The organism is bacterium (genome assembly GCA_039961635.1).
Taxonomy (GTDB): Bacteria; 4484-113; 4484-113; order JAGGVC01; family JAGGVC01; genus JABRWB01.
Window position 1 is genome coordinate 20248 of record JABRWB010000031.1, and the last position, 25993, is coordinate 46240.

At 55.3% G+C, this 25993-nt stretch carries 25 protein-coding genes; 3 read left to right on the plus strand and 22 right to left on the minus strand.

Features of this window, described 5'->3' with window-relative positions:
- Nucleotides 1-96: 96 nt before the first annotated feature.
- Nucleotides 97-786: a hypothetical protein gene (locus HRF49_04770; GenBank protein MEP0813958.1), complete on the plus strand. Its 690-nt coding sequence runs from the start codon at nt 97-99 to the stop codon at nt 784-786.
- A 4-nt stretch (nt 787-790) separates the two neighbouring features.
- Here the strand turns inward: HRF49_04770 and HRF49_04775 are convergent, their stop codons facing one another.
- The 13 genes from HRF49_04775 to HRF49_04835 all read right to left on the minus strand — a co-directional run bounded on the left by HRF49_04775 (nt 791) and on the right by HRF49_04835 (nt 15848).
- Complete coding sequence (locus tag HRF49_04775) at nt 791-1972, minus strand: hypothetical protein (GenBank protein MEP0813959.1); 1182 nt, start codon at nt 1970-1972, stop codon at nt 791-793.
- Nucleotides 1973-2005: 33 nt separating this feature from the next.
- Entirely contained in the window at nt 2006-2905 is a 900-nt protein-coding gene (ispH, locus tag HRF49_04780; protein ID MEP0813960.1) for a 4-hydroxy-3-methylbut-2-enyl diphosphate reductase, read from the minus strand.
- Nucleotides 2906-2959: 54 nt separating this feature from the next.
- Entirely contained in the window at nt 2960-3766 is an 807-nt protein-coding gene (locus tag HRF49_04785; GenBank protein MEP0813961.1) for a hypothetical protein, read from the minus strand.
- 48 nt (nt 3767-3814) lie between these two features.
- The gene (locus HRF49_04790; protein MEP0813962.1) at nt 3815-4372 is read right to left on the minus strand and encodes a hypothetical protein; all 558 of its coding nucleotides are present in this window, start codon (nt 4370-4372) and stop codon (nt 3815-3817) included.
- Nucleotides 4373-4460: 88 nt separating this feature from the next.
- Nucleotides 4461-5126 (minus strand): rubrerythrin, encoded by a 666-nt coding sequence (locus tag HRF49_04795; GenBank protein MEP0813963.1) that lies wholly within the window; start codon nt 5124-5126, stop codon nt 4461-4463.
- Between the two features lie 144 nt (nt 5127-5270).
- On the minus strand, nt 5271-6338 hold the full coding sequence (locus tag HRF49_04800; GenBank protein MEP0813964.1) for an ABC transporter ATP-binding protein: 1068 nt from the start codon (nt 6336-6338) through the stop codon (nt 5271-5273).
- A gap of 17 nt (nt 6339-6355) precedes the next feature.
- The gene (gene thiD / locus HRF49_04805) at nt 6356-7171 is read right to left on the minus strand and encodes a bifunctional hydroxymethylpyrimidine kinase/phosphomethylpyrimidine kinase (GenBank protein ID MEP0813965.1); all 816 of its coding nucleotides are present in this window, start codon (nt 7169-7171) and stop codon (nt 6356-6358) included.
- Between the two features lie 67 nt (nt 7172-7238).
- Complete coding sequence (locus HRF49_04810; GenBank protein MEP0813966.1) at nt 7239-8948, minus strand: hypothetical protein; 1710 nt, start codon at nt 8946-8948, stop codon at nt 7239-7241.
- Nucleotides 8949-8957: 9 nt separating this feature from the next.
- The gene (locus HRF49_04815; GenBank protein MEP0813967.1) at nt 8958-9872 is read right to left on the minus strand and encodes a cytochrome c3 family protein; all 915 of its coding nucleotides are present in this window, start codon (nt 9870-9872) and stop codon (nt 8958-8960) included.
- Between the two features lie 63 nt (nt 9873-9935).
- Entirely contained in the window at nt 9936-11555 is a 1620-nt protein-coding gene (locus tag HRF49_04820) for a PKD domain-containing protein (GenBank protein ID MEP0813968.1), read from the minus strand.
- Between the two features lie 127 nt (nt 11556-11682).
- Nucleotides 11683-12981 carry a GTPase HflX gene (hflX, locus tag HRF49_04825; protein MEP0813969.1) on the minus strand — a complete coding sequence of 433 codons (1299 nt, stop codon included), beginning with the start codon at nt 12979-12981 and terminating at the stop codon, nt 11683-11685.
- A gap of 46 nt (nt 12982-13027) precedes the next feature.
- The gene (locus tag HRF49_04830) at nt 13028-15043 is read right to left on the minus strand and encodes a 1-deoxy-D-xylulose-5-phosphate synthase (protein MEP0813970.1); all 2016 of its coding nucleotides are present in this window, start codon (nt 15041-15043) and stop codon (nt 13028-13030) included.
- Nucleotides 14958-15848 carry a polyprenyl synthetase family protein gene (locus tag HRF49_04835; protein ID MEP0813971.1) on the minus strand — a complete coding sequence of 297 codons (891 nt, stop codon included), beginning with the start codon at nt 15846-15848 and terminating at the stop codon, nt 14958-14960. Before HRF49_04835 ends, HRF49_04830 begins: the two co-directional genes overlap by 86 nt.
- Before the next feature lie 79 nt (nt 15849-15927).
- Here HRF49_04835 and HRF49_04840 point away from each other — a divergent pair, with 79 nt between their 5' ends.
- Nucleotides 15928-16344, plus strand: coding sequence for an HIT family protein (locus HRF49_04840; GenBank protein ID MEP0813972.1), 417 nt, complete (start codon nt 15928-15930; stop codon nt 16342-16344).
- Between the two features lie 23 nt (nt 16345-16367).
- Here HRF49_04840 and HRF49_04845 read toward each other — a convergent pair whose 3' ends face one another.
- The 3 genes from HRF49_04845 to secG form a co-directional block, all read right to left on the minus strand.
- On the minus strand, nt 16368-16838 hold the full coding sequence (locus HRF49_04845; GenBank protein ID MEP0813973.1) for an SUF system NifU family Fe-S cluster assembly protein: 471 nt from the start codon (nt 16836-16838) through the stop codon (nt 16368-16370).
- A 15-nt stretch (nt 16839-16853) separates the two neighbouring features.
- On the minus strand, nt 16854-18059 hold the full coding sequence (locus tag HRF49_04850) for a cysteine desulfurase (GenBank protein ID MEP0813974.1): 1206 nt from the start codon (nt 18057-18059) through the stop codon (nt 16854-16856).
- Nucleotides 18060-18261: 202 nt separating this feature from the next.
- The gene (gene secG / locus HRF49_04855) at nt 18262-18510 is read right to left on the minus strand and encodes a preprotein translocase subunit SecG (protein ID MEP0813975.1); all 249 of its coding nucleotides are present in this window, start codon (nt 18508-18510) and stop codon (nt 18262-18264) included.
- 153 nt (nt 18511-18663) lie between these two features.
- Here secG and HRF49_04860 point away from each other — a divergent pair, with 153 nt between their 5' ends.
- Nucleotides 18664-19158: a carboxypeptidase regulatory-like domain-containing protein gene (locus HRF49_04860; protein ID MEP0813976.1), complete on the plus strand. Its 495-nt coding sequence runs from the start codon at nt 18664-18666 to the stop codon at nt 19156-19158.
- 89 nt (nt 19159-19247) lie between these two features.
- On the opposite strand, the gene HRF49_04865 is transcribed toward HRF49_04860, so the two are convergent.
- From HRF49_04865 to HRF49_04890, 6 genes are read right to left on the minus strand one after another with little or no spacing between them, the layout of a single operon-like run.
- Nucleotides 19248-20762, minus strand: coding sequence for an NADH-quinone oxidoreductase subunit N (locus HRF49_04865; GenBank protein MEP0813977.1), 1515 nt, complete (start codon nt 20760-20762; stop codon nt 19248-19250).
- Nucleotides 20759-22360, minus strand: coding sequence for an NADH-quinone oxidoreductase subunit M (locus tag HRF49_04870; protein ID MEP0813978.1), 1602 nt, complete (start codon nt 22358-22360; stop codon nt 20759-20761). The genes HRF49_04865 and HRF49_04870 overlap by 4 nt, the downstream gene beginning before the upstream one ends.
- A 3-nt stretch (nt 22361-22363) precedes the next feature.
- On the minus strand, nt 22364-24460 hold the full coding sequence (nuoL, locus tag HRF49_04875; protein MEP0813979.1) for an NADH-quinone oxidoreductase subunit L: 2097 nt from the start codon (nt 24458-24460) through the stop codon (nt 22364-22366).
- A 56-nt stretch (nt 24461-24516) separates the two neighbouring features.
- Entirely contained in the window at nt 24517-24810 is a 294-nt protein-coding gene (nuoK, locus tag HRF49_04880) for an NADH-quinone oxidoreductase subunit NuoK (GenBank protein ID MEP0813980.1), read from the minus strand.
- A gap of 7 nt (nt 24811-24817) precedes the next feature.
- Entirely contained in the window at nt 24818-25426 is a 609-nt protein-coding gene (locus tag HRF49_04885; protein MEP0813981.1) for an NADH-quinone oxidoreductase subunit J, read from the minus strand.
- Between the two features lie 30 nt (nt 25427-25456).
- Nucleotides 25457-25993 (minus strand): NADH-quinone oxidoreductase subunit I, encoded by a 537-nt coding sequence (locus HRF49_04890; GenBank protein MEP0813982.1) that lies wholly within the window; start codon nt 25991-25993, stop codon nt 25457-25459.

Below are 25993 nucleotides of genomic sequence, written 5' to 3' on the forward strand. Positions count from 1 at the left end.
GTGCGGGCAAAGTGAAAGCCGCCTATGCCTTCCATCGGCTTGTGAACGAATCTCAAAAATGCACCGATTTTTTTTTTTGGCTATAATCTGGACGTGATGTCCAACAGCGAAGCCAAATCAATGCACGCGGCGGGAGAACGCGCCAAGTATTTTGTCCGGTTTCACCGCCTGCGTTACGAATATGAGGAACACGAGCTGCCCAAGCGATCCTATGTCAAGGTGCTGGTCGATCCCGAGGGAAGGCATCTTCGCAGGCTATGGCTGCGGGCCGACGGGACGCTGACCACGCGCGAGGAACTTCAGTATTCGCCCGAAGGCGCGCTCATCAGAATCGCCAACTTCGACGCCAAAGATGCCAGGAAAGGCCATACCGTCATAAACGACCTTGGCGGAGGCCGCAAAAGCCTGCACAGGTTCGACGCTTCGGGTAAGCCTGTCGAAGTGATTGAAGAGAAGCGAAACGAGCGTGGATTTCTATTGTGGGAGCTGCACCAAAAGGTTACCGAGCACGGCGAAAGACTTGAGCTGGTTCAACGAATCGAGTACGAATATCCATTGTCAGGCGTAAGGCATGCATACTTCTTTGATGCCAACGGCGAACCACAGTTCGAAATGATAGACAAGTACAACGAGCACGGTGACCTGCTGGAAACCGAAAAGCTCGATTCAAGCGGGAAAGTAGTTTCGCGCTCCGTATACAAGTTCGATTCGCGAAGACGCGTAAAGTGCAGAACCGACTATGACGAAACCGGAAACGTGACGGCGGAAGAAGATTACCAGGAATAGCCTGCTATAGCGGGAACAGGATTTTAAGCTTTTCCAGACCCAGCAGGGCTTCATCGTCCCTTCCGATGTGAATCGGCATTAGCTGCCAGCCATCGCCGCCTTTCATTTGGACAACAATCTGAAACCTGCCCAGAAACACGTCCAAATCGCCGAAGCGCTTGTCCTCCACGGGAATGTAACTCGGATAAATCTCGCCGGAAAACAACGGCGAAAGCCCCTCCCAGACAGGGCTTTGCCTCGGATCAATCGGCCCAACCACCATCCACTGGGTAAGAACCCGAGCGTATTTGAGTTCGGGGCTCATCGCGTGCTCAAGCGGAATAATCTGAATACCCCCGATTTGGCCCAATGGAGAAGTGGAAATGTCAATCACGCCCGGATGATTGGCGCGGATCCGTCCCGGTCCGCAGTAAACCGTCCCTTCGAATCTACCTACCCCGAATACCGGCTTGTATACTTGCCCGAGCACCACAGGCTCGTCGCCCGCGTACTTGACGGAGATAAATCCCCCGAATTTATTTTCGAATTCGATCCACTCGATATTCCTTCCTTCCGATGGCGATACCTTTATCGCAATCACGTCGCCCACCTTGGGCGTATAGTCCAAGGGACAGGCAAAAAAACCCGACGCGTTCGCGAATCCGGCTACAAATTCCGGAACAACGACCTTTTCAGCAAATTTCGCGTCCGGCTCTTCCGCGGGGGAAATCAAGAACGGGCTGCCAACTTTGGGTGCGAATCCTCCTCCGAATAAATCGCCTCCGGCGTGCAGGTCGGTGAAGATGCTCGCCTCTTTGTTGTAATAGCTCAAGTAATTAGTCGGATCAAAGTTGGCGAACTCGACGGGCAAAATCGAAAAAATTTTACCGAAACCCGTTTCCGGATTTTGCCCGACCTTGCAATGGATCGCGTTGACAGCGGTTCCCGTAATGCAACCCGTTTTACCCCAGCCGCTTGCGGTGAATCCGTTTTGGCTGATGGTCGCGCAGGGCGCCAACACCTTTCCCAGCGGCAGGGCTTCGCCCCCGCCAAGCCGATTGACCGCGGTTATTTCCCCTCCCGCCGTGTTCCTGATTACGACAAAAAACTCGGCAGAAGAAAAATCGGATTGAGCAAAAATACCTGTGCAAATAAAAGCCGCCAGGAATACCGAAACGAGTATGGCAATGTATAAACGATGGATCACGGCCGGAATTATAACACCGGACGGCCGCATCTCTCAGGCGGATACCGGCTGCAGCGACTCAAGAGCTTGAACGATTTCGTCCACGATCCAATCTGGCGTGGAGGCGCCGCTCGAAATTCCGACAACAGAGTCGGGCGTGAGCCGGCTCAAGTCTATATCTGCCAGTCCTTGCACAAAAATCGTATTTGGATTGGCCGCCTTGCACTTTTCGAAGAGTTTGTTGGAATTGGATGAGTGCTTGGCCCCTACGACGATCATCAAATCCACCATCCCAGCCGTTTCGACGGACGCCTCCTGGTTGCGCTTGGTATGGGCGCAGATTGTCTGCAGCCATTCCGCGCCCGTGCCGGCTTCCGGATTCCATTTGCCGTATTTTTCCTCAAGCAGCCTGATGCACTCCTCGTACTGCTCTGACGCGATCGTCGTTTGGCTGACGATGCCGACGCTTTTGTAATTTGGAAGGGCGGCAATATCTTCCGCTGAAAGTACGACATGCGGATTTGACAGCCAGCTCACCAGACCAACGATCTCCGGATGCTTGCGTTTGCCGCAAATTACTACAGCGGGGTGTCTTTGCTCCAGGGCGAGCGCCTTTTCCCGCACCTTTTTCACTATAATGCAGGTGCAATCAACTAGCACATTCCCGGCGCTGGCAAGCTCCTCGATACGTTCTTTTTGCTCGCCATGCGTACGAATGACAACCGTCCGGCCGGTTACTCCCGCGGTATCGTAAACGGTCGTCAAGCCCGCGCGCTCGACCGCGGTGACAACCTCCTTGTTGTGAACAAGGTCACCCAAAATCAAGAGGCCGTTCCCGTCATCGTTACCGTTCGCGGTTTTGGATGCGAACTCAGCGGACAACTCGTTCACCGTATCAAATGCCTTCTGCACACCGTGGCAGAAGCCCATTTTTTTCGCTCTGATTACTTGCAATGCTCACTCCATTTGTTTCGGTGGAAGTACCGGCGGGCGCCGGACAAGCATGTACTACCGGCCTGACGGCCGAATGTTTGAGTTGCGACGCTTTGAGGGGGGACGGTGACCGGCCGGATCAACTAGCTTTTCAAGCTCCGCGGACAGATTGAAGCGCGCGATTTTGTCGGATAGATACCCGGGATACCCGCGGGATGCAAGGGATTCTCCAGTGGACAATCCATCGGCGATGAGTTTCCGCAGCCGGTTCACCTCCGACCTAAGCCGCGAGGTTCGCTCTCCGATCGCGATTGCTGCGGACTTCGCGTTCCGCTCGTACTCGATGGCCATCGAATCATATCCCTGGGCCTCTAGCAAAGGATCGATGTACAACATAAAAAACGGCCCTGACACATCGGCGGCTTCCCGGCGCGCGAGTCTTGCTTGGTTTCGGTAGTACCTTGCCTGATCGTAATTCCTTAACATCGTTTCGGACAGCGTCGAAAGCGAGTTCGCGTCCATATTCGCTTTAGCCAGCGACAATTCCACCTGGGATATGGCGTGGTCGGCATCGGAGTAGAACTTAAACCGCTTTCCGCCCAACCTTGCCTCGTAATCCGACTTCCGTCCGCCCCATTCCACCATGCGCTGTCTGAAACGCTCTATATCGGCCTCGTCGGTGTCCTCGCCGGTAGGGATTGAGGCGGAAATCAGGAGCAAATCGCCCAGCAAGGCGTCAAGCGCGGCCGCGCGCTCCCGGACTCCGGCGATTCCTTCGGAACGCTCAATGTCGTAGCTGTAATAGTCTGAAATGAAAAGCGTCGCAATCGCCAAAGCACCGGCGATCCAGGTAAGCGAGATGATTCGTACTACGCCGCCCATAGACGATTTGTATATTACCCGATTACGAAGTCACGCCCCACGGAATATTTAATGCTGATCCAACCCAAGCCCCAAATCGTCATCGGCGTCGATTTCATAGGTCTTGTCGTGCCCGGATACGATCATCGCGCGAACACCAAGCTTGTGTACAAGTTCCGCCCCTTCGTGGCCGGTGTTTGCAAGGCCAAGGAATCCGGCGGAATAGAGAGCAAGAAAAACGACGCTTGTAATGACGAACGCGGCGTGTCCCGGTTTTTTTCTGGGCAGAGTGAACGCCGCGGTGATCACAGCGTACAGCGCGAGCAGCCCGGTGAAAAGATTCCGCGTTGCTTCGCCAAGCTCCTCGTGATGTTCAAGCACCGCATTGATTTGCGGCGTCCGGTCCACAAGCTCTCCTCCGGCCTCGCCGCTTGAAACCGCAAGGTACAATCCTACGGTTCCGACAGCGAGCACTGCCAGCGCGGCGCCCGCGAACGCCTTGGAATTCGATCTAAACGCGATCGACATAACAATCAAAACCGGCACGACCGCAAGGGCGCCTATCGGCAAATGAACAAGCAGGGGATGAATCGCATCCCAAGGCTGCATCGGCGGAATTTGAAACATTTATTCACTCCGTTACGGGATTAGGTGCTCGGGCAAGTCAATACATGAATACTATTGCGTGTTGAGCTGAACAAAGGATTTGCCCTGCCTAGGTGACCTTTATGTATTTCTCGCCCAGGGTGAAGCAGACGATACATTTGGCGAAGTCTATCTTGGCCACCGTGTAACTGCATGTCGGGCAAACAAAAAACTCGCGCCCCCCACCCTTCCATTGGTCGAGCGTTTCCTTCGCCTTGAGGAAGAATTTCAGGATCTGCTCCTCGCCGCTCTTCGCGTAATTGAAGGTTTTCATCGCGTCCTTGTTTCCTTCGTCGCGCGCCTTGCCCAAAAGCGAGGGATACAGGGTTTCGGCCCCGTCTTTTGCAAACTTAATGGCCGCATCCAGGTTCTCCCTGATGGATTTGACTTCCGGCGCGGCCGCGCTTGCGGACGGAGTGCCGCCGCATTTTTCAATCGCCTCGGCGTGGTTGCGAACTTGGAACTCCTTGGACTTCGCGGCCGCCCTGAACAGGCTGGCCAGCTTGCCTATGCCCTCTTCGTCCGCTTTCTTTGCAAATGCAAGATACCTTTGACGCGCGTTTTCCTCCCTGGAGTAAACTGCTTTCAGGTTGTCCAGTGTGGTTGTAGCCGCCGCGAGCGCTTCGTATTTGCGCGGCGCGCAATATGGATAAAGCCCGAACTTCCGCGCCGCGGCGTCAACGAAAACACCAAGCGAAAAGGCCAAAAACCTTCTTCGCGATTTTGAACCGTCCATTGCAAACCTCCGGATGAAATGATGGATGAACCGCGGATATCATACCTTTCATATAGGCATTATTCTTTTTGCCGCGCGGGAAATCCGGCTTCCCGGCCGGATTTTTTGCAGCTTTTAACGATTTTTAAAAATTTATTACTGCATTCAGCGATGATTCGACGGCTTATCGTACAGCCAGCAGTCCGTGGAATGTTCGCCGTCTTCATGCCGCACCGGGTATTTCACCCGGCATACATCCATAACTTTCGCGCACCTCGGAGCGAAAGGGCACCCGTCGGCGATTCCGATCAAGTCAGGGGGCTGCCCCTTAATCGGTTCAAGACTCCTGCGCGCTTCGTCCAGCCGCGGGAGGCTGGCAAGCAGGCCTCGACTGTACGGATGCCTGGGATCTGAAAAAAACGCCTCGGTGGAACATGATTCCACAATTTTCCCGGCGTACATCACATTCACCCTGCTGCAGGTCTGTGCCACAACCCCCAAATCGTGGGTTATGAGCAAGATGCTTGTCTTGAATTTCTCCCTCAACCTGGATAACAGCTCCAAAATCTGCGCTTGAATGGTCACGTCCAGTGCGGTAGTAGGTTCGTCCGCAATCAAAAGCCTCGGATTGAGCGCAAGCGCCATCGCAATCATGACGCGCTGCCGCATCCCCCCGCTGAATTCATGCGGATAGCTTGAGAGCTTGCCCGAAGGATCCGCGATGCCGACTTCGCTTAAAAGCTCCACCGCACGATTACGCGCCTCGTTTCCGGATATGCGGATATGCCGGCGCATCACTTCGGTTATCTGCTCGCCTATCGACAGTACCGGATTGAGGCTAGTCAGAGGATCTTGGAAAATCATTGCAATCTCCTTGCCTCTAATCCGGGAAAGTGCCGAGTCGCCCAGGGATGCCAGGTTGCAGGCGGCTCCGTCCGCGTCGAAATACCATGCGCAACCCGCCACTACACTGGCGCGGGATTCCTTCGTCAGCCCCAATATGGAGAGTGCGGTCACGCTTTTCCCGCAGCCGCTTTCGCCTACGAGCGCAATCATTTCGCCTTCGTACAAAGTGAGGTCCACCCCGCGCACCGCTTCAAGAACCCCTTCTTCAAGGAAAAAGTGCGTCGTCAGTCCTTCGATTTGCAGCACCTTCTTCCTGCCGTCAATATCCACGGCGGGAGGCGCGGCGGATTGGTTTATCGAAGTTGAATTGCGCAAAGCGGATGGCATAGGATTTGGTACTTGGGCTATTCCCCGCCCCACTGGTAATATTCATGCATGTGATGCACAGGGCTTATCCCTCCGCCCACCGGAACGGCGAAACGGAGAGCCGTTGAAACAAAGTGTTTCGCCTCGCAAACGGAGCGCTTGACTTCAAAGCCGCGTGCAAGAAACGCCGCTATCGCGCTGGAAAGCGTGCATCCAGTTCCATGTGTGTGCGGCGAATCGACACGCGGGGCGCGTATTTCGTGCACTTTATTGCCGTCGCTGAAGTAGTCCACTGCGTCGGAGCCGTTCAAGTGCCCGCCCTTGAGCAGCACGTACTTTGAGCCGAACCTGCATAATTCGAGTGCGGCCTTTCCCGGATCGCCAAGGTTTTCCACTTTCGTATCAAGCATGGCCGCCGCTTCGTGGGCGTTCGGGGTAATAATCGTCGCCAGCGGACAAAGCAGTTTCATCAAGGCCTCGGCCGCGGTCTGCTCTATGAGCCTGCTGCCATGCTTGCTTATCATAACCGGATCGACAACCAGGTTTTCGATTGAATGCTCTTTGATCTTTCCGGCTACCTCGGCCACTATTTCGGCGGTTCCCAGTGCACCCGTTTTGGCCGCGCCGACGGCGAAATCCGACATCACGGCGTCTATCTGCTTCCCCACGAGCCACGGCGGAAGCATCTCCACGTGGAATACATCGCGGGTGTTTTGCGCAGTGATAAGCGTCAGTGCGGCCGTGCCGAACACCTTCAGCGCGGCGAACGTCCGCAGGTCGGCTTCGATGCCGGCTCCGCCGCCGGAATCGCTGCCGGCGATTGTGAGCGCCGTGGGAACGCGGATATCTTCCATAGGCCGAACATTCGGACGCACAACCAGGTCAATAGGTTCGCACGCCCGCGGCCATTATAACCGGACTCTAGAATTCCCAGACGGTTTTAAGAAAGATTCTGAAGCCCTCGCTGTTGAAGTTCGGAACGAAATCCAAGTTGGAGTCGAAGAATTCCGCGCCCAGCGTAACAGGAAATCCGCCAACGTCGAAATTGAGCCTCGACGAGATGGTGTTCCAGTCGCCGTTATACATTGCGCCCGCTCCGCTGTCCGCTTCGGTCTTTGAGTACGCAACATCGGCTTTGAACGAGCCGAAGTCGCCAGCCCAGCCGAACCGCCATGTGTCCTGCGAAATGCCGCTTGACGATCCTTGCGTTCCGCCAAAGCCCTGATCCCATTCGGCGAACTCGCCGCCGATGGAAATCGAATGATTCTGGAAAATTCCCCAGCTTAGATCCGCCGTGACGATGTTTTCGCTGACATCGCTTGCGCCGCCCGCCGTAGTGCTTTCCCGGTACCATTCGCCGAGCGTTAAATCAATGACGTCAGAAAATGGAACCCAAAGCGAAGCCCGGAACGAATCCTGGGTTTGGGGCAATATCGGCTGCAACGCGCCCGCGGTAGGGGTAGCCGAAGTCGCCGTGTCATCGGTCGTTTGTCTTGAGTACTTGCCTGTAAGTTTGGCCTGTCCCAGACCGAATTCCGCGTCAACGTACCATTTGTCGGTTTTCGGTTCCTCCGGCCTTATAAACGGCGCAAGGTCGGAAGCAGTCAGGTCAAGTCTCGTTTTGATTTGAGAGAATCCCGGATCTTCAAGCATCAGTCTGGACAAATCCCACTCCGCGGCTTCATAGCCGACTTGCAGTTTGCGGACAACCGAATCGCTTTTCCAGCCGAAATATGCCGAGTACTTGCGTCCTTCATCCAGATGTGTGTTGAGAATGGGCGAGCCGGTATATCTGCTGCTTCTCAAATCGAATCCGCCGAACCAGGGATTGCCGGGGCCGCCGTACTTGACGCCAAGTTTGACTTCATCCGCGGTCAGGTCGTTTTCAAGTCCCGACGCCGCGTCCTGCCATCGCTTCATATAGTCGCCGCGGACGCGCCACTGCTCGTCAAACCTGTAGTCCGCCCGGAATTTGAATCCATTGGCGGAGGCGCCGTCGAATCCCAGAGGAGCACTCGTGAAGGTGTCGAAGTGGTAATCCGCCCTCCATTCGATCCCGTCGCAATAATCTGACATATAGCTGAGTTTGAAATGCTCCGCGTCGTATTCCGGAAGCGCCGGCACGGACAAACCACGGTTGACATCATGCTTGAAGTAGCTGCCCGAAAGACCCGTGGAAGCGATTTCGTTTATGCCCCCGCCATACCAAATGTGGTCGGATTCTACAAGTTGGTAACCCGCAAAAACGTCCGCGACCGATGCGTGGCCGTGCTGTCGGATGAAACCCCAGATTTTTCCGGCATCCAGGCCGAGTGCGGCGCCCGCGCGGTAGTTGTTCACCGTCGAAATCCTACCGTCCGACGACCAGTAAAAACCGGTTCCGCCCGGCGCATAAAGGTGCCAGTCGCCGGATAGCGCGTCAGGCATCCGAGTATTTCTTTCCGTGGCGAACTCCTGGCCGTCGTTTACATCCCGCGCACCGATTTCCGGGGCGAGCAGCCCCTGGATACCTAGAGCTTCCATGAACAAAGCCGCGTTTTCCTCATCCATCGCAGACGAGTCCTGCGCGACGGCAACCGACGAAACGCCGTAAGCAAAAAGCAACAACGCAATCAAGTATCTCAAGCTCATTGGTGGCTCCTATTTGATGAAGAGAGCGCTTGAATTCGATCCGTGAACCTGGCTGTGGCAGCCCGCGGTCCAACAGGTCGGGCCGGGATTGTGGTTGACCTTGTCCGCATGACAGCTGATGCACAAGCTTCTGCCCGGACGCCGGAGCAGGTTGAAAGTGCCGGATGCATGCGGGCTGTGGCAGTTAAGGCACTGCCTTCCGGATGCGTCGCCGTATTCGCTAACGTGCTGGAACTGGTAGGGCTGGCGTGCGAACTCGTGGCAGCGTCCGCATGTTTCCGCGGGTGTTTCTTCACGCCAGAGCGACGGGTTGTCGCCGTGGGGATTGTGGCAGTCAACGCAGAAAAAGTCGCCCTGCTTGACTGGATGAGCGGAAATGCCGGATTTGAACTGGCTCATCACCTGCTTATGGCACGACGCGCAAAGATCGTTTTTGGGCTGGCGGAGCTGGTTTTCGTGCGAAGCAGGGGAATGGGGGTCGTGGCACTTCGCACAGCCGATGCCGTGGTTCGCATGCCTGTTGCCCGCCCAAACGGAGCGAGTGGCGACCTGCTTGTGGCAGTCCAGACAGACCGAAGAGAATGTTTCAACGGTGTCGCCCTGGAAATTGACAATCTTCCTTTCGCCGGACTCGTTCGTGAAATTCGCCATATGCAAGGAACCCGGCCCATGGCACATCTCGCAGCCTTTGACGCTGGCGGGAAGATCCGGTTTGCCCAGCGTCAACGCGTGCTTCGTACCGAGGTAACCTACCTTGTAGTCCGAATGGCACATAAGGCATTGCGTCGCGCCAAGATATTCCGCCCCTTCTTCCGCGAGAAGAATGCGCGGGTCGGGCGGAGGATCCTTGGCAACAGCCAGTCCGGCCGCAAGGGAAACCGCGGCCACAGCAAGCGCCATCGTCAAGAGCCGAGTCCTAGTCACTTGGTTGCTCCTTAGCTCAAAACTGCAATCAGTCCAAAAACGCACGGCCAAAAAGCCGGGCGGCTATTCTCCGAAGCCGAGGGTGATCGGTCCGAATCCACGGTGCTCAACCCTCGAATTGTCGGTATATGCTGCGGATAATGGAACAACGGAAAATACATCGAAATCCAGATCAGTAGGACTTGCGCCACCGGAATCTCCCGAAACGAGCTTGCGCCGGAAGACGACAGTCCATCTGCCGTCAGCGTACATAGAGGTGACGCTTACCGTAGCCGACGGATCCTCCGCTGAAACCGCGTCATTCAGGAAAAATCCGGGTGAAGTTTCACCGCCGGTTGGCGAATAGGGGCTTCCGTCCGGACGTTCGTATTGATTTGAATCGGGATTCCAGGTTGCCAAAGTGCCGGAAGCCAGGTACTCCGCAATGTCCGATTCGAATAAAGGCGCGCCTTGTGCATCGGCCGGGATCAAATACAACGGACGGTCGGCCTCGGCGGCCTGGGAAGCAAGCCGCAGCGAGCTGTGGCTGGCGAATCCCTCGGGCTCGTTGGGCTTCACCAGTGCCTGGCCGTCGTGGTGGTGGGACTGACCTCCCGGAATATAGTCGTCGACCGCTAGCGCAAGATGCGCGCTGGAGGCCGCTCCCCACTGCCAAATGTCGAAACTTGTACCCTCGGCGGCGGCCATATCCGAACCGCCGTAGAAGGTGCCGATTCCATCTTTCCAGTCGGTTCCATGACAAACCGCGCAATTCGACTTCATTTGCGCCGTCAAGACCATATGGGCGAAAACGGGATTGTCGTCCTGGTTGCCGGCGGCCTTGTCATGGCATATCGTGCAGGATGAAAGCGGGCTGACCGTGTCGGAAATCGTCACGCCCCCGTGTGAATCCGGATTGGGAGTGGTGCGGTGGCAGGTGGTTGTGCAACCGGCCTCGGCGAATGTCTTGCCGCCGCGCCCCGGCCCGTCAACTATCGGGAACTGAATGAAGAAACGGTCCTCATTACCCGACTTAGTCCAGTTTCCCGCACTGTAAGTCCAAGCCTCGCCCTCGGCGTCTTCGGTCTCGTCCGGCCAGCTTGCCCAAATCAAAAGCTCATCGTCGTCGTAAACGCTTTTAAGCTCAAACGGTGCAATCGAGTTGCCAATCGCGCCGTGGCTTCCGGTTGATGGATTGCCGGTGGGAGTAAACGACGCGCCTTCAACCGACGACCAGTCCGAAGAAGCATCGAAATACGAATCCACGCTTTCCACCAATTTGGAAACAACGTCCGCATCCACCGTTCCGACTTCGCGAACCTGCACGCTCAAAGTCGCCTGTACCGACCTGCCGAACGCATCAGTGGCGGTGGCGGTAATCTCGTAGGTTCCAGGCTGCAAAGCTGTCCATTTGACGATTGACCCTGCCGCGGAATCCTCTTGGCCGGAAAATTCGCCGCTTGCCGCGTTACCGTCGCTCCAAGTGTACGTAACCGCGACCGATTCGGGATTGTTGACGGAAAGTGTAAAGGTGACTTCGTTACCCGCGCGTATCGTCGTCGCGGATGGCAGAATGGGATCCGTGATCGATATCCTCTGTCCGCCGTAGAGCGTAAAATCGTTATCCGCCCTCCTGCAGGCAAACTGGGCGGCAAACAGCAAAAGAACGGCAATCGCCAACGGCACAAACAATCGCTTAGGCATACGGCCTCCAATGAAGCCAACGATACTTTCGCGCCCGGAATGTACTTGCGCGAACCTATGAAATAGTAGTTTTACTATCAGTTGCTGTCAAGAAAAAAGACGGACAAGAGAGATTACATGCCGTCGGTTAATAAATTGCCTTTGCAGGTGCGCTTTCACGTTCGCCCCGGTGCGATAACCACCAGTCTATAGCATCGCTGATAAGGCCGGACGCCTCTTTCAGCCCTTGGCGTGTTTTCGCGCTTACTACAATCGCGGGCGCGTTTGAAAGCAGCAGCCCCGAAATCAGATCGCTGTCAGCAGGCGCATCCCCCTTGTTCAGCAGCGTAATGCGCGGTTTTTCGGCAAGCCCACGCGATGCAAGTATTGCATTGACTCGGTTCACGGTTTCCAGGACGTCCAGTCGAGATAAGTCTACTACGTGAATTAGTACGTCGCTTGCCGAAATTTCCTCCAAGGTGGATTCGAACGCCGCCAAAAGCTCTCCGGGAAGATCCTCGATGAATCCAACCGTGTCGGCAAGCAAGGCAATGCTTCCGTTTGCAAGCTCCAGCCGCCGCACTGTCGGATTCAGAGTGGCGAAATACCGATCGTCAACTTCAGCGGAGCTGCCCGTCAGCGCATTCAGCAGACTGGATTTGCCCGCGTTCGTATACCCGACGAGGCTGACCACAGGATACGCGGATTCCGCGCGTCGCGCGCGACGCAATGCGCGATCCCGCGATATCTTTCCTAAGCGTTTTTCAAGCACGCGAATCCGCGCCTCGATCTCGCGCTTTGTTTTAAGGTGAAGTTTTTCGCCTGGGCCGCGCGTACCGATTCCTCCTCCGGCGCTTGATTGCTCCTCGAATATGTGCATAATCCGCGGCAAATCGTACTTCAGTCGGGCAAGTTCCACCTGCAGCTTTCCTTCGGCAGTCTGCGCGTTGCGTTCGAAAATGTCGAAAATCACGTCTGCGCGTGTGAGTACCGGCAATTTCAGCGCCGAACGCCAGTTGCGCTGGTGAACCGGCGAAAGCCTTTTGTTTACAAGTATAAACTCCGGCCTGGCCGCATCATCCGGCGGATTTTGCACTTCACATTCGCAAGCCGATTCCGGATTCAATTGCGCCTTGCGCGAATTTGCGGACGCGGCTCCATTCTCCTCATCCGATTGCCCAATAAAAAAGCAGCCGGAATCCAAGGCTTCCCTTACGATTTGCAGTTGGCCCGATCCAACAAATGTAGCCGGGTGTGGCTTTCCGACTCCGAGAGTAACTATGCCTGCGATTTCGAATCCCGCACTCCTGGCAAGCTCGGCGAATTCGTCCATGGACCATTTTTTTCTTTGTTCGCCCGCCCCCTTTTCCGAAATGCACACAAGCAAGGCCCGCCGCGCAAGCTTGCGGCTCGAAACACCTTCCCGGTTTTCGACTGGATTCGGCATCCGCGATATCCTACCCTTATACGGGAATCGCGATTAAAAAATCTGCCTAGATTTGGGCCGGCACCGCCACCGAAATCTTTGCGCGAGCACGCAAAAAGACTTCAATCCGGCTCTCCAAACCCGCCGCGTCCATTTCCAGACTTCGGAGCAATTCCTCCTGGGTGCCGTGTTCGACGAACCTGTCCGGAAGCGCGACTCTGAGCATCGGCGGAACAGTATCCGCATTGTCGGCGAACCAGCCCAAAACAGATTCGCCGAGTCCCCCCTTAAGAACGTTTTCTTCCGCGGTTATAATCGGAATACCCGCTCTTGATAGGTGCGAAAGGTATCCGAAATCCAGCGGTTTCAGAAACCTCGCGTTCACAACCTCCAGCTCGATGCCGCGCGCGGCAAGCTGCTCGGCCGCTTCAAGCGCGCGCTCAACCATCGAGCCTATCGCGAGCACGGCCGCGGCGTCGCCTTCGCGCGCGACGCACCAGCTGCCGATTGGAAGCTCAAGGAGCTTATCCGAAAGGGGAACGCCCAGGGCGTTGCCGCGTGGATACCTGAAAGCAATCGGCCCGCGTTCATGTTTTATCGCGGTGAAAATCATATGTCGCAATTCGTCTTCGTCCGCAGGCGCCATCACGGTGAAATTAGGGATCATAGACAAATATGAAAGGTCGAAATACCCATGGTGAGTCGCGCCGTCCGCGCCCACCAATCCCGCCCTGTCGATTGCGAACACGACCGGAACGCTTTGTATACCCACATCGTGAATCAGCTGGTCCATCGCCCTTTGAAGGAAAGTCGAGTAAATGGCCGCAACGGGCCGCATACCGCTTTTGGCGAGTCCCGCGGCGAAAGTGACCGCGAAATCCTCCGCAATCCCGACATCGAAAAACCGCGATGGAAACCGCTTCTGAAACAGATCAAGTCCCGTTCCTTGGCTCATCGCGGCGGTAATAGCGACAATCCTCTGGTCGTCCTCCGCAATATCGCACAGCGTTTCGGCGAAAATTCTGGTATACGCCTTGACCGAGCTTTTCTTTGTGAATTTGCCGTTCACCTTGTTGAATTCGCTAACGCCATGCCAAACCGTGGGCTCGTCTTCTGCCGGATTGTAACCTTTGCCTTTCACGGTTCTGACATGCATCAGCACCGGGCCTTCGATGCGCTTGAGCTGGCGGAGGTTGCGCACGAGCGCGGGTAAGTCGTGGCCGTCGTACGGCCCGAAGTATTTCATCCCCCAAGCTTCGAACACCGCCCGCCTGGCGGCCGGGCTGACGAAATATAAAAGCGCGCGTTTGAAACGGAGCCAGGCGTTTTCAAGATCCGCGCCGCCGATCGGCATTTTCTTGAAAACATCGCGCAAAAGCTGGTTGATCCAGCGGACGTCTGTGCGCTGGCGCAAGAGTGAAAGGGTGCGGCTGACCTTACCGACGTTGGGCGCGATGCTCATTCCGTTGTCGTTTAAAATGATAAGCAGCTTTTTGGTTCCCGCTTCGCTGTTGTTCATGCCGGTCAAAGCGAGCCCGCCGGTCAAAGCTCCGTCGCCTATAACGGCGACAGTATGCCTGTCGTCGCCTTGAAGCAGATCACCGCGGGCGAATCCCATCGCCGCCGCGATTGAAGTCGACGCGTGTCCGACTTCGAAAAAGTCATGCTCGCTTTCGTCGGGATTGATGAATCCGCTTATTCCTCCGAACTGTCTGAGAGTGTGAAATGAGTCCCTACGCCCGCAGATGATCTTGTGTGCATACGCCTGGTGGCCTGTGTCGTAGACGATTCTGTCGCGCGGCGAATCGAAAACGTAATGAAGAGCCGTGATTAATTCGACTGCACCAAGAGACGGTGCCAAGTGTCCGCCCGAGCGGCTGACACTGTGAATTATGAACGACCTCATTTCGTCCGCGTAAACCTCAAGCTCTTTTATCGATAGCAGCTTCAAATCCGCGGGCGAGTTTACCGATTCAAGGTATGTCAATCCAATCTCCTCAGTTTGTACGCTCAAGTCCCCAATTCGCCAACTCGACCAACAGCGATGAGCGGGCGCCGTAATCGGATATGGATGCGATTGCATCCGCCGTGTGTTTTTCCAGCTTGCGGCGCGATTCCTCGACACCAAGCAACCTCGGATACGTTGCCTTCATCGCTTGAGCATCGGTCGAAAGCGTTTTGCCTACTACATCCTCGCTCCCGTTCGCGCTCAGAAGATCGTCTTTGATTTGATAGGCAAGACCCAAATTGAGCGCGTAATTGCCAAGCTTTTCCTTGTCGCTGCTGTCACCGCCGGCAAGCTCAACGCCCAAAAGGCACGCAGCCCTCAACAGCGCGCCGGTTTTTGATAGGTGCAGGTGTTCCAATTCGTCTATCTCCACACCTTTACCTTCCAGCGATAAATCAATTACCTGACCTTCAACCACTATCGCGCACGCATGAGTCAGATGCCCTATTATGGCGAGCCGCCTTTCCGCTGTTAACGACGCAGGCGGCGCGGCGAGCGGCAACGCGAGCGCCTGGTTCAGCAGGGCGTCGCCCGCAAGTATCGCCACGCCGTTTCCGTATTTCACATGCGTGCAGTCGTGGCCATGACGCATCTTTGCATCGTCCATTCCGGGCAAATCGTCATGCACAAGCGTGAAAATGTGTACAAGCTCGACCGCACACGCCATAGTCACAAATGCATCCAAATCGGCAGCGGGATCTACCGCGTGCGCGCTCATAAGCGCCAATAGCGGACGTGTACGCTTTCCCCCCCATAAGGAATGGCGCACGGCGTCCTGAAGCGCGGAAACGCCGTACCACGCATCGGTAAGTCGCGTAAGCTCGGCGTTTATAAGACGCCTGTATCGCTCCGAAAAAAACGATAAAACTCCACCGGCCAAGAACTTTTATGCTATCACGAACTTTGCCATCGGGCAAAAAAGATTGCGGTGATAAAATTCTTTCGTTTGGAGGTGAATCATGAGCTACAATCCCGATTGCATTTTCTGCAAAATCGCCGCCGGCGAGATTCCTTGCCACAAGATTTACGAAGATGAGCTTTTCATCGGATTCCTGGACATTTTCCCGATGGATGTCGGCCATTCGTTATTGTTGCCCAAAGAACACGCCGCGAACCTGCTAGAGCTATCGGATACTTGCGCCTGCGCGCTCGGTAAAACTGCAGTCAAATTCGGCGCTCTTGTCAAAAAAGGCACTGGGGCGGACGCATTAAACATTTCGTCCAACATAGGCAAGCGCGCCGGACAGATTGTGATGCACGCTCATTTGCACTTCATCCCGCGCTACGAGGGAGAGGAGCCGATCAACTGGGAACCGCAAAATTGCGATTCGGAAATTCTGGAAGCAACCGCGAAAAAAATCCGGGGAGAATTCTGAAAAGCAAGTCGGGATTAAACAAGCTACTGCGCCATGTCAAGGCCTTCGGACGACTCCGCAGCTCCGGCCTCTCCGCCGAAAAGCGCAAGGTCAAGCGTATGCCACGAAAGAGTCGCGCATTTGACCCTGGCGTGCAAATCCTTTACACCTTCAAGAACGACAAGTTCACCGAGCAGCTCGGTAGCAGCAGCCTTGTTTCCGACCAGCATTTCAATAAACGCGGCGATCACCCCGCGCACTTCGGAAAGTTTCTTCCCTTTGACCTTCTCCGTGAGCATGGATGTGCTGGCAGTGTGAATCGCGCAACCCACGCCCGTGAAACCGATGTCGGAGATTGTGTCGCCGTCAACGCGGATGTATAGATCCAACTTATCCCCGCAAAGCGGATTGTGCCCCTTGGCATGATGTGTCGGATTTGCGATCTCGCGTTTGTTGCGGGGCTTTTTGTAGTGATCCAGTATTACTTCGGTGTAAAGATTTCTAAGCGACATAATCTCCCCGCTCCGCTGTCAAAGTGCAAACATCTCCTTGGCCGTCATCACAGCTTCCGCAAGTTTGTCTACATCTTCTTTGATGTTGTAGAAAAGGAAGCTGGCTCTCGCGCTTGAATCTATGCCCAGGGCGGCGTGAAGCGGCTGGGCGCAATGGTGGCCCGCACGCACCGCGATACCCTCGGAATCCAATATTGAAGCGGTGTCATGCGGATGTATTCCGCTGATATTGAACGATACAGCCGATGCGCGGTTTTTCAGGCTACCGTAAATCTCGACACCATCAATCGCGCTTAATAAATCCAGGCAGTATTGGATAAGCTCTTCTTCGTATTGGTGCGCCCGCTCCCGGCCGATCCGCTCGAAATACTTCAACGCCGCGCTTAGACCGATAGCTCCGCTTATATTGGGCGTGCCGGCCTCGAACTTTTGAGGAACCGGCGCCCACGAAGCGCCTTGCAATGTGACTTCATTGATCATCGATCCCCCGGTCTGGAACGGCTCCATGTTTTCGAGCAACGGCATCCTGCCGTAAAGCACGCCGATGCCCGTGGGGCCAAGCACCTTGTATCCCGAGAAAACAAAAAAGTCAGCTCCGATTTCCGGAACGCGGACGGGGAGATGCGCGGCCGATTGGCTTCCGTCGCAGACAAAAATCGCGCCAAATTCATGAGCCCAGTTCGCCAGCGTAAAAACATCGTTCGTGACACCCAAAACGTTTGACAGATGAACGATGGAAACGATTTTTGTTCGCGGTCCGATGAGCGACCGGGCCGAATCCATATCCAATTCGCCGGACTTGGTTAGCTTGATGAACCGGATCCGGAGCTTCTTGTGTTTGGCCAGTTGCAGCCATGGTACGAGGTTGGAGTGATGTTCCATCTCCGAAATGACAATTTCATCTCCTTCGGAGAGGTTGTGAAGTCCGTACGAATAAGCCACAAGATTCAGGCCTTCGGTGGCATTGCGTGTAAAAACTATTTCATTCGGATCCGTGACGCCAAGAAACTTCGCCGCGGTGCACCTGGCCTCCTCATATGCGTCAGTTGCTTCATCCGAGAGTTGATGGATGCCCCGGTGAACATTGGCGCTGTGTTCGAGCTCGAACTGGCGAACGGCCTCGATGACCTCCAGCGGCATCTGGCTTCTCGCGGCGCTGTCCAGATAGACAAGCGGCTTTCCCCCTCGAACGGTACGGTTTAAAATTGGAAAATCTTTGCGGATTGAAAACGCGTCGAAGGCTCCGGAATTGTCCGGATTGCCGACAGAACGCAAACAAGAGTCAACTTTGCCGATCAAACCGCAGATCACCAGGCCGGCGTAGGGCTTACGGATTCTAACACGGCATAGAACGCGCGCCGCGGTTCATATTACCCTTCCGACTGATTGAATCACAAGACTGGCCGGCGCTTGATTCCGATTTCGCCTAGCTCCAAAGCTTGCGCAAAATCAGCGAAACAAGCAGGCTTCCTATCAGGAAACCCCAACTGACCTGGCGTATGAGGTGCGACAGCCTTTCTTCGCGCCCCATCGCGCCTCGTGAAGTATCGGACTGGCCGGTAATTGCCGCGCCGATGCCTTCGCTTTTCCGGTTCTGTACGAGCGTCAAAAAAATCAGCCCGCAGCAGACGAGCAGGTAAACAATCAAAGCGATGTTTTCGATTGTGGTAGCCATAATAGCGAAACTATACTATAGCGGAAAACGGATTGGATTGCAAATCATTGCCGGTAGCCAAAAAATCGCCCGCTTATACTGCGTAATCTCCTTGGAATGGATTTGCTTACCAAAACTTGACCAAATTCACAATCAGATGTATAAGCAATCGCGATGAGCTTCAAACATGTAGACGACTCGTTTTACGAACCTCAAAAAGGCGGCAGTTCGGGGAGCCTTCTAGGTCCGGTAATCCTCGTCGTTGCGATTCTGGCGGTTCTGGGATACATCGGATATACCAAGGACTGGTTCAGGGGAAAAGGCGAAATATACGGCAGGGTCGTGGATAGCTACAACATGCCCTTCATTTACGCCGATGTGCAGCTCACTTGCAAAAAACACGACACGGCTATGCGCGTTATGGTGAACCAGAACGGCGAATTCGTATTCAGGGGTGTTCATTCAGGCAAATACGAAGTTAGAATCTTCACCTGGGTGGGGGAATATCCGATGACGCCCAGAATTGTTGCGGTCAAGCCGAATTTCCGCCAAAGAGTTGACTTGGTTATTGACCAACAGCTGCTTGGCGAGCAAAAATCCAAGTCTTACATGGATTACCGGACCGGGCGCAACGTGGAAGAGAGCACCGGAATTGCAACGGGCGGCTGAGGGTAAAACCCCGCGCGCGTGCCGCGCTTTTTTGGAAGTTCGAGGTTGCATTCGCGAAACGGCGGAATCGCTCCGAATCTTGTGCCGCGTCAAATCCCCGCGTTCGCCAGCAATTCCAAAGCCTTTTGAGGAACAACGCCAAGCCACAGAACAAGTATCGCTGCAATGCATACGGCCGCATAGATCCAACCGTTTGGAATCGGGACGAATCCTGATTCGTCGCCTTGCGCATCCTGCATGAACATCGCGACTATTACCTTCAAATAATAATAGGCCGAAACTACCGCGTTAAGCAGTCCGACCACTACAAGCCAAACCAATCCTTCGTGAAGAGCAGAAGCAAATACGTAGAACTTTCCCAAGAAACCGGCGGTCAGCGGGAAGCCCGCCAGTGACAGCAGAAAGAACGCAAGCATCCAAGCCGACATGGGGTGCCTGCGAGCCAAGCCGCGTACATGTTCTATTTCAAGCAAAGCGCCTTCGCTTTCACGCGGGGTTAGCCACCAGATTGTCGTGAATGCACCAATCACTGAAGCCGCGTATCCAGCGAGATAGAAAAGCGCCGCAACCTCGCCGCCCGAAACGCCGCCGAGCGGCGCCGCACCTGTCCACTCCGAGCCAAGCGCAATCACGGCGACGAGCAGGTATCCTGCATGTGCGACGCTTGAATAAGCAAGAAGCCGCTTTAAGCTCGATTGATTCAAGGCAAAGAGGTTTCCGGCCGTCATAGTGGCGACCGCCAGCACCATCAAAGCGATTCCCCAGATTTCAAACAGGCCTATGGCCGGCTCCGCGAAAAATCTGATTGCAGCTGCGAATCCGGCAGCTTTTACCAGCCCGGCCATAAATCCGGTAACCAGCGTCGGGCTTCCCTGGTAAACGTCGGGCATCCACGCATGGAACGGCACCAGCGCAACCTTGAATCCGAATCCCACAGCGACCAGTGCGAGCCCCGCAAAAAGCGTGTAATCGTTCGAAAGAGCGGCGGAATTTTCCGAAATCGAGGAATAGTCAAGCGCTCCAATCGCGCCGTAAAAAAGCGAAATGCCGTACGCGAAAAAGCCGGATGCAAAGGCGCCGGTCAGGAAATACTTGAGACCCGCTTCCTTGCTGTGCGCGCTGTCCAAATTTATTCCTGCCAACACATACAGCGGAATCGAAAGCGTTTCGAGCGCAAGGAAAGTCAAGATCAAATTGCGGCTGGCCGCCATAACGATCGCGCCCGCCAGCGCCGATAAAATCAGAGGAAAAACTTCGGAACTTCCGAACAGCCCCTCGCTGCCCGGCGATTTCGAAAACGGGCAATAGCGGGCGGCGATGGCCAGAACCGTCAAAATCGTGGCGACAAGGAAAATACCCGTCGCTGCGAGGGTGAAGTTGTCCGCCGAATAGGAGCCGTCAAAGCTTGAAAGCCCGCGATTCCAAATAAGCGAATTCGCGACGAACGCGGCCGCCAGCACCGCCAGAGTCGCAAGCGGCAGCACTATCCTAGCCCTGCCCTTCACCGCGAACTGTAGTAACAACGTCAAAATGATGCCCGCGGTGATAATGGACACAGGTGAAAACGCGGCGAAATTGACGCCCTGCGGAGCCAAGCCGCTCATTCGCCACCTCCGACCTGCGTTTTTTCCAGGTACCCTGCGGCGGCCGGCAATTCAAGCGTTTCGACTATTCCGGTTCGAACAGTCGAGGTCGGCCGCGAAAACCGCTCGATCAATGGAGCGGTGCCGGTACCGATATCCTTCAAGAAAGGCGTCGAATAAATACCGATCAGGAAGCAGAAAAGCACAATCGGGATCAGGGCGAAAAGCTCCGGCGTCCTCAAGTCGGTTACCCTTTCGTTTTCCGGCTTCGTTATTTCCCCGTAAAAAACCCGGCGAAACATATAAAGCAGATAAACCGCAGCAAAGATCACGCCGGTCGTCGCGATGCCGCCGAGAACCGGATTCGCTTTGAATGCTCCGACGAGAATCAGAAACTCACCCACAAAGCCGTTAAGTCCGGGAAGCCCCACGCTCGAAAGCATTATTATCAGGAACACGACGAAATAGAGCGGCATAGAACGCGCCAGCCCGCCGAAGTCGCTTATCAGCCTGGTGTGCCGCCTGTCGTAGAGAATTCCAACCAACAGGAACAACGCACCGGTGGAAAGTCCGTGATTGACCATCTGGAGAACCGCGCCGTCTATCCCCTGGTGATTGAACGAAAACAGCCCGAGCATCACAAATCCGAGATGCGCGATGGAACTGTAGGCAACCAAACGTTTCAAATCCGGCTGCACCGCGGCGACGAGCGCGCCGTATATTATTCCGATCACGGCAAGCACGCCGATCGTTTCGGCGAACTGCTTGCTGGCTTCGGGAAACAGCGGAAGGCAGAAGCGGATGAATCCGTACGTTCCCATCTTGAGCAGGACGCCGGCCAGGATGATACTGCCTGCGGTCGGCGCTTCCGTATGCGCATCGGGCAGCCAGGTGTGGAAAGGAAACAACGGCACCTTGATGGCGAACGCAACTGCGAACGCCGCGAACAGCCACATCTGCAGATGCACGTCGAGATTGTGCGGCAGAATCCCGACCAATTCCGGCAGGACGAATGTGGGCTGGCCGTAATGGCCGGACTGGATATAAAGAAGAATCATCGCGGCCAGCATCAACGCGCTGCCGGCCATCGTGTAAATAACGAACTTGTAAGTCGCGTAAATCCGGTTCGAGCTTCCCCAAATACCGATGAGGAAGTACATTGGAATCAGCATCACTTCCCAGAAGAAGAAAAACAGCATCAAATCCAGCGCCACGAAAACGCCTGCGATGCCCGTGGTCGTAAGAAGCAGCATCTGCAAATACAGCTTGATGTTCGATTTAATATGGTTCCAGGTTCCGAGGATGCATACGGGAAGAATGAACGCAGTCAGGATCAAAAGGTAAAGCGAAATGCCGTCCACGCCCACGACGTACCTTATGTTGAGCGCGGGCATCCAGGCCACGTTGTTGCCGAACTCGTATCCCGGAACCAGCTTGTCCTGTGTCTGCGGGTTGAAATTGAAATAGACGACCAGCGAAAGCGCGAACGTGATCAGCGAAACAACCAGCGCCGTGACTTTGAGCAGCTTTTCGTCGTCCTTGTTTATGAATGCAAGCAGAACCGCCCCGATTGCGGGAAGGAACACGATTAAAGACAAAATGTCCAGGCGTTCTAGCATCGGCTAAAGCACCAACCTGGAAATTATTATGATTGCAAGCAACCCGACGGTGCCTATGAACAGCGCCGCGGCGTAGGCGCGGACGACCCCGGTTTGCAGGCTGCGAATCCTCTCTCCGCAGAAGGCGAAGAATCCCGCCGTGCCGTTCACGATGCCGTCCACGACCACCATGTCGAAGACCCAGGCGATGTTGGCAAGAATCTTGCCCGGTTCGACGATCGCGTATTGGTAAATCTCGTCCACGAACCACTTGCGAATGCTGCCGTAGGCGATGAATCCGAAACGCTCGAACCCGCGGCGCAATGCAGGCAGCTTCGACCAATCGATCGCCCGGAAATACAGAAAAGCAAACCAGATGCCAAGTCCCCCTGCGGCGACCGAAGCAAACAGCAGCAACCAGGCTGTGCCGGGATCGTGTCCGCCGGAGTGAACTTCATTCTCCGTTGCATGCGATTCGCCCGCGGCCGCGCCTCTTGATTCGACGGCACCGGAATGCGTCTCGACGATTTCCGCGGCGGCATGAATTCCGGACTCGCCTATCGCATCCGGCGAGTACTCGAAAGTCTGCGCGGCGGGCGCAAGAAAATGTTCGAGCACGTTGGGCACGTGAAGCGGTTCGCCGATAATCGCAGGAAGCCCGATGTATCCCCCTATTACGGACAGCACAGCGAGAATCGTCAGCGGCACGGTCATAACGCGCGGCGATTCATGCGCATGTTTCGCCTTTTCCGATTGCGGCTCACCAAGGAACGTGCGGATTACAAGGCGGAACATATAGAACGCGGTCATGAACGCGGTTAGAAGCGCGACAGCGAAAAGCCACTTGCCGATGGGAACCGGACCTTCGGAGAAATACGTCATCGCAAGGATTTCATCTTTGGAGAAGAAGCCGGAAAGGAACGGCACGCCCGCGATCGCCATGGAGGCTATTAAGAACGTCCAATACGTTGTCGGCATTTTCTTCGCGAGCCCGCCCATCTGGCGTATGTCCTGCTCTTCGCTCATTCCATGTATGACGGAACCGGAGCCGAGGAAGAGAAGCGCCTTGAAGAACGCATGCGTCATCAGGTGGAAGATGCCCACCCAGAATGCGCCGACGCCGCAAGCGAGAACCATGTAACCCAACTGGCTGACCGTCGAGTACGCGAGAACGCGTTTGATGTCCACCTGCGAGAATGCTATCGTCGCCGCGACAAACGCGGTGAGGCATCCGACAATAGCTACGACAAGCATCGCGGTAGGCGCGCTGAAGAAAAGCACATTCATCCTAGCGAGCAGGTACACGCCGGATGTAACCATCGTCGCGGCGTGGATCAGCGCGCTGACCGGTGTGGGGCCTTCCATCGCATCGGGAAGCCACACGTACAAAGGAATCTGCGCGCTCTTTCCCGTAACTCCGAGGAACAGGAAAAGAGCCACAGCAATCAGGAAAATATCGTTGAAGTTGGTTTGTGCATAAATCTGAATTGCACGCGATAGCGCCGCGAAATCCAGCGTCGCGATCCGGTCGTTCGCGAACAGAAGGAACATCGCGACGAGAACGCCGAAATCACCGATCCGGTTGACGACGAACGCTTTCATCCCGGCGATATTGGCGCTGGCCTTGTGATACCAGAATCCGATGAGCAGGTAGCTGCACAGCCCGACGCCTTCCCATCCGATGAACATAATCGGCAGGCTCGCGCCGAGCACCAGGATCAGCATCATCCCCACAAACAGGTTGAGGTAGGTGAAGAACCGCGCGAAATCGCGGTCATGCGCCATATACCCGATGCTGTAAACGTGGATGAGGAAGCTTACACCCGCGACGATGAGCACCATCACCAGCGAAAGCGGATCCACCAAAAACGCGAAGTCTATTTTCAGGTCGCCCGCGGCGGCCCACGTGAAAAGCGTAGAAACGAACCGATCGTCCACTATTCCGCTTGCGGTGTTGAATATGAACAGCGAGGCAAGACCGACAAGGAACGATAAAAGCACGGAACCGCACGCTGTTGCGTACACTGCGGGCTTGGCCATCTTGTGGCCGAAAAAGCCGTTGATGAGCGCGCCGAGAAGCGGGAATAAAACCGCAAGGCCGATTATGTTGAGGAGTTCCATTTTCTAAAATCGGACCTCCTTCTCGCGGCCGGCGATTTGAGCAAAGGACATTTCGATCATCCTTTCATCCTCCCCGCCGCGTCGATGTCCACATCAGCTTTGTGCCTGTACATCGCAACGATGATTGCAAGTCCGACCGCGACTTCCGCGGCCGCGATCGTGATCAACAAAAACGCGTAAACCTGGCCGTCCAAATAATGAAGATAGCGGCTGTAAGTTATGAACGAAAGGTTGACCGCGTTCAGCATCAACTCGATGCTCATGAAAATAACAAGCGGATTGCGCTTGATCAAAACTCCGGCCGCGCCGATTGAAAACAGAACGGCCGCAAGCGTGGTGAAGTAGAACATCGGGACGTTAGCCACTTTCGCCGCCCTCCCGATTTTTCGGATTGCCGCCCGGACTGCGCTTGGCCAGCACAACGGCGCCTATCATCGCCGCCAAAAGCAAAAGCGACGTCAGCTCGAAAGGCAAAAGGTATCTTGAAAAAAGCAACTCGCCTATGAGATGTGGATTGTTCCTGTCCAGTTCCGCCGGCGGAATGTTGTACTGCGGGCTTGATTCAATTGCAGAAAGCCCGCCTTTCCATTCCGAGACGGACGGCGATGCCGTCAGGCTGAAGTTTCCGAAGGCAAACATTAACAGACAGAAGAAAACAAACGCGACAAGAGCTGCGCCGCCGATTTGGGTCGCTCGCGGCGCTTTCATGTATTCGATGCGCTGCTTCGGGCGGTAAAAGAACATAATGACGAATAAAAACAGCACCATCACCGCGCCGGCATAAACGACCACCTGCACCATTCCCAGGAAGAACGCGCCGAGCATCAAATAAAGCACCGCGAGGCACGCCATCACGCCGATAAGGCAAAGCGCCGCGTGAACGGGGCTTTTCATCCAAAGCATCATAACGGCCAATATCACCGCCGCTCCGGCAAGTACGCCCCAAATGATCAGCTCGAAACTCAAATCCTTCTCCTGTCCGCCTCGCCGGACAAATCAGATATCGAACTTGCCAACCTTGAACTCCGGTTCCTTCGGCCCCTCGAAAACGCGGTCCAGAAGGTCTTCTTTAGTGTAGATGAACTTGTTGTTTCCGGGCGCGCGCGAATCGTCCGCGAGTTCGAATTCATGCTTCATCACAATCGCGTCGTAGGGACAAGCTTCAACGCACATTCCGCAGAATATGCAAAGCAGGTAATCGATATCGTAAACCTTAGCGTAACGTTCGCCGGGCGATTTCCACTCCGCCGGATCGGGAGGATTGTCTTCCGCGACCACGGTGATGGCCTTGGGCGGGCACGCCGCCTCGCAAAGCGCGCATCCCACGCACCGCTCCAGCCCCTTGTAGGGGCCGGTATGGTAGCGCTCCAGGCGATGCATCCCGCGGAACCGCGGGGCCAAATCCGGCCGCTTTTCCGGATACTGCAGCGTGACAAGCCCGCCGGTGATGCCCTTGCCGAATTCGCGCAGAGTCAACCCGAGACCCCTTACGATCTCGAGCGGATTCAGCACTACTCCTTTCTTTTCGCTCAT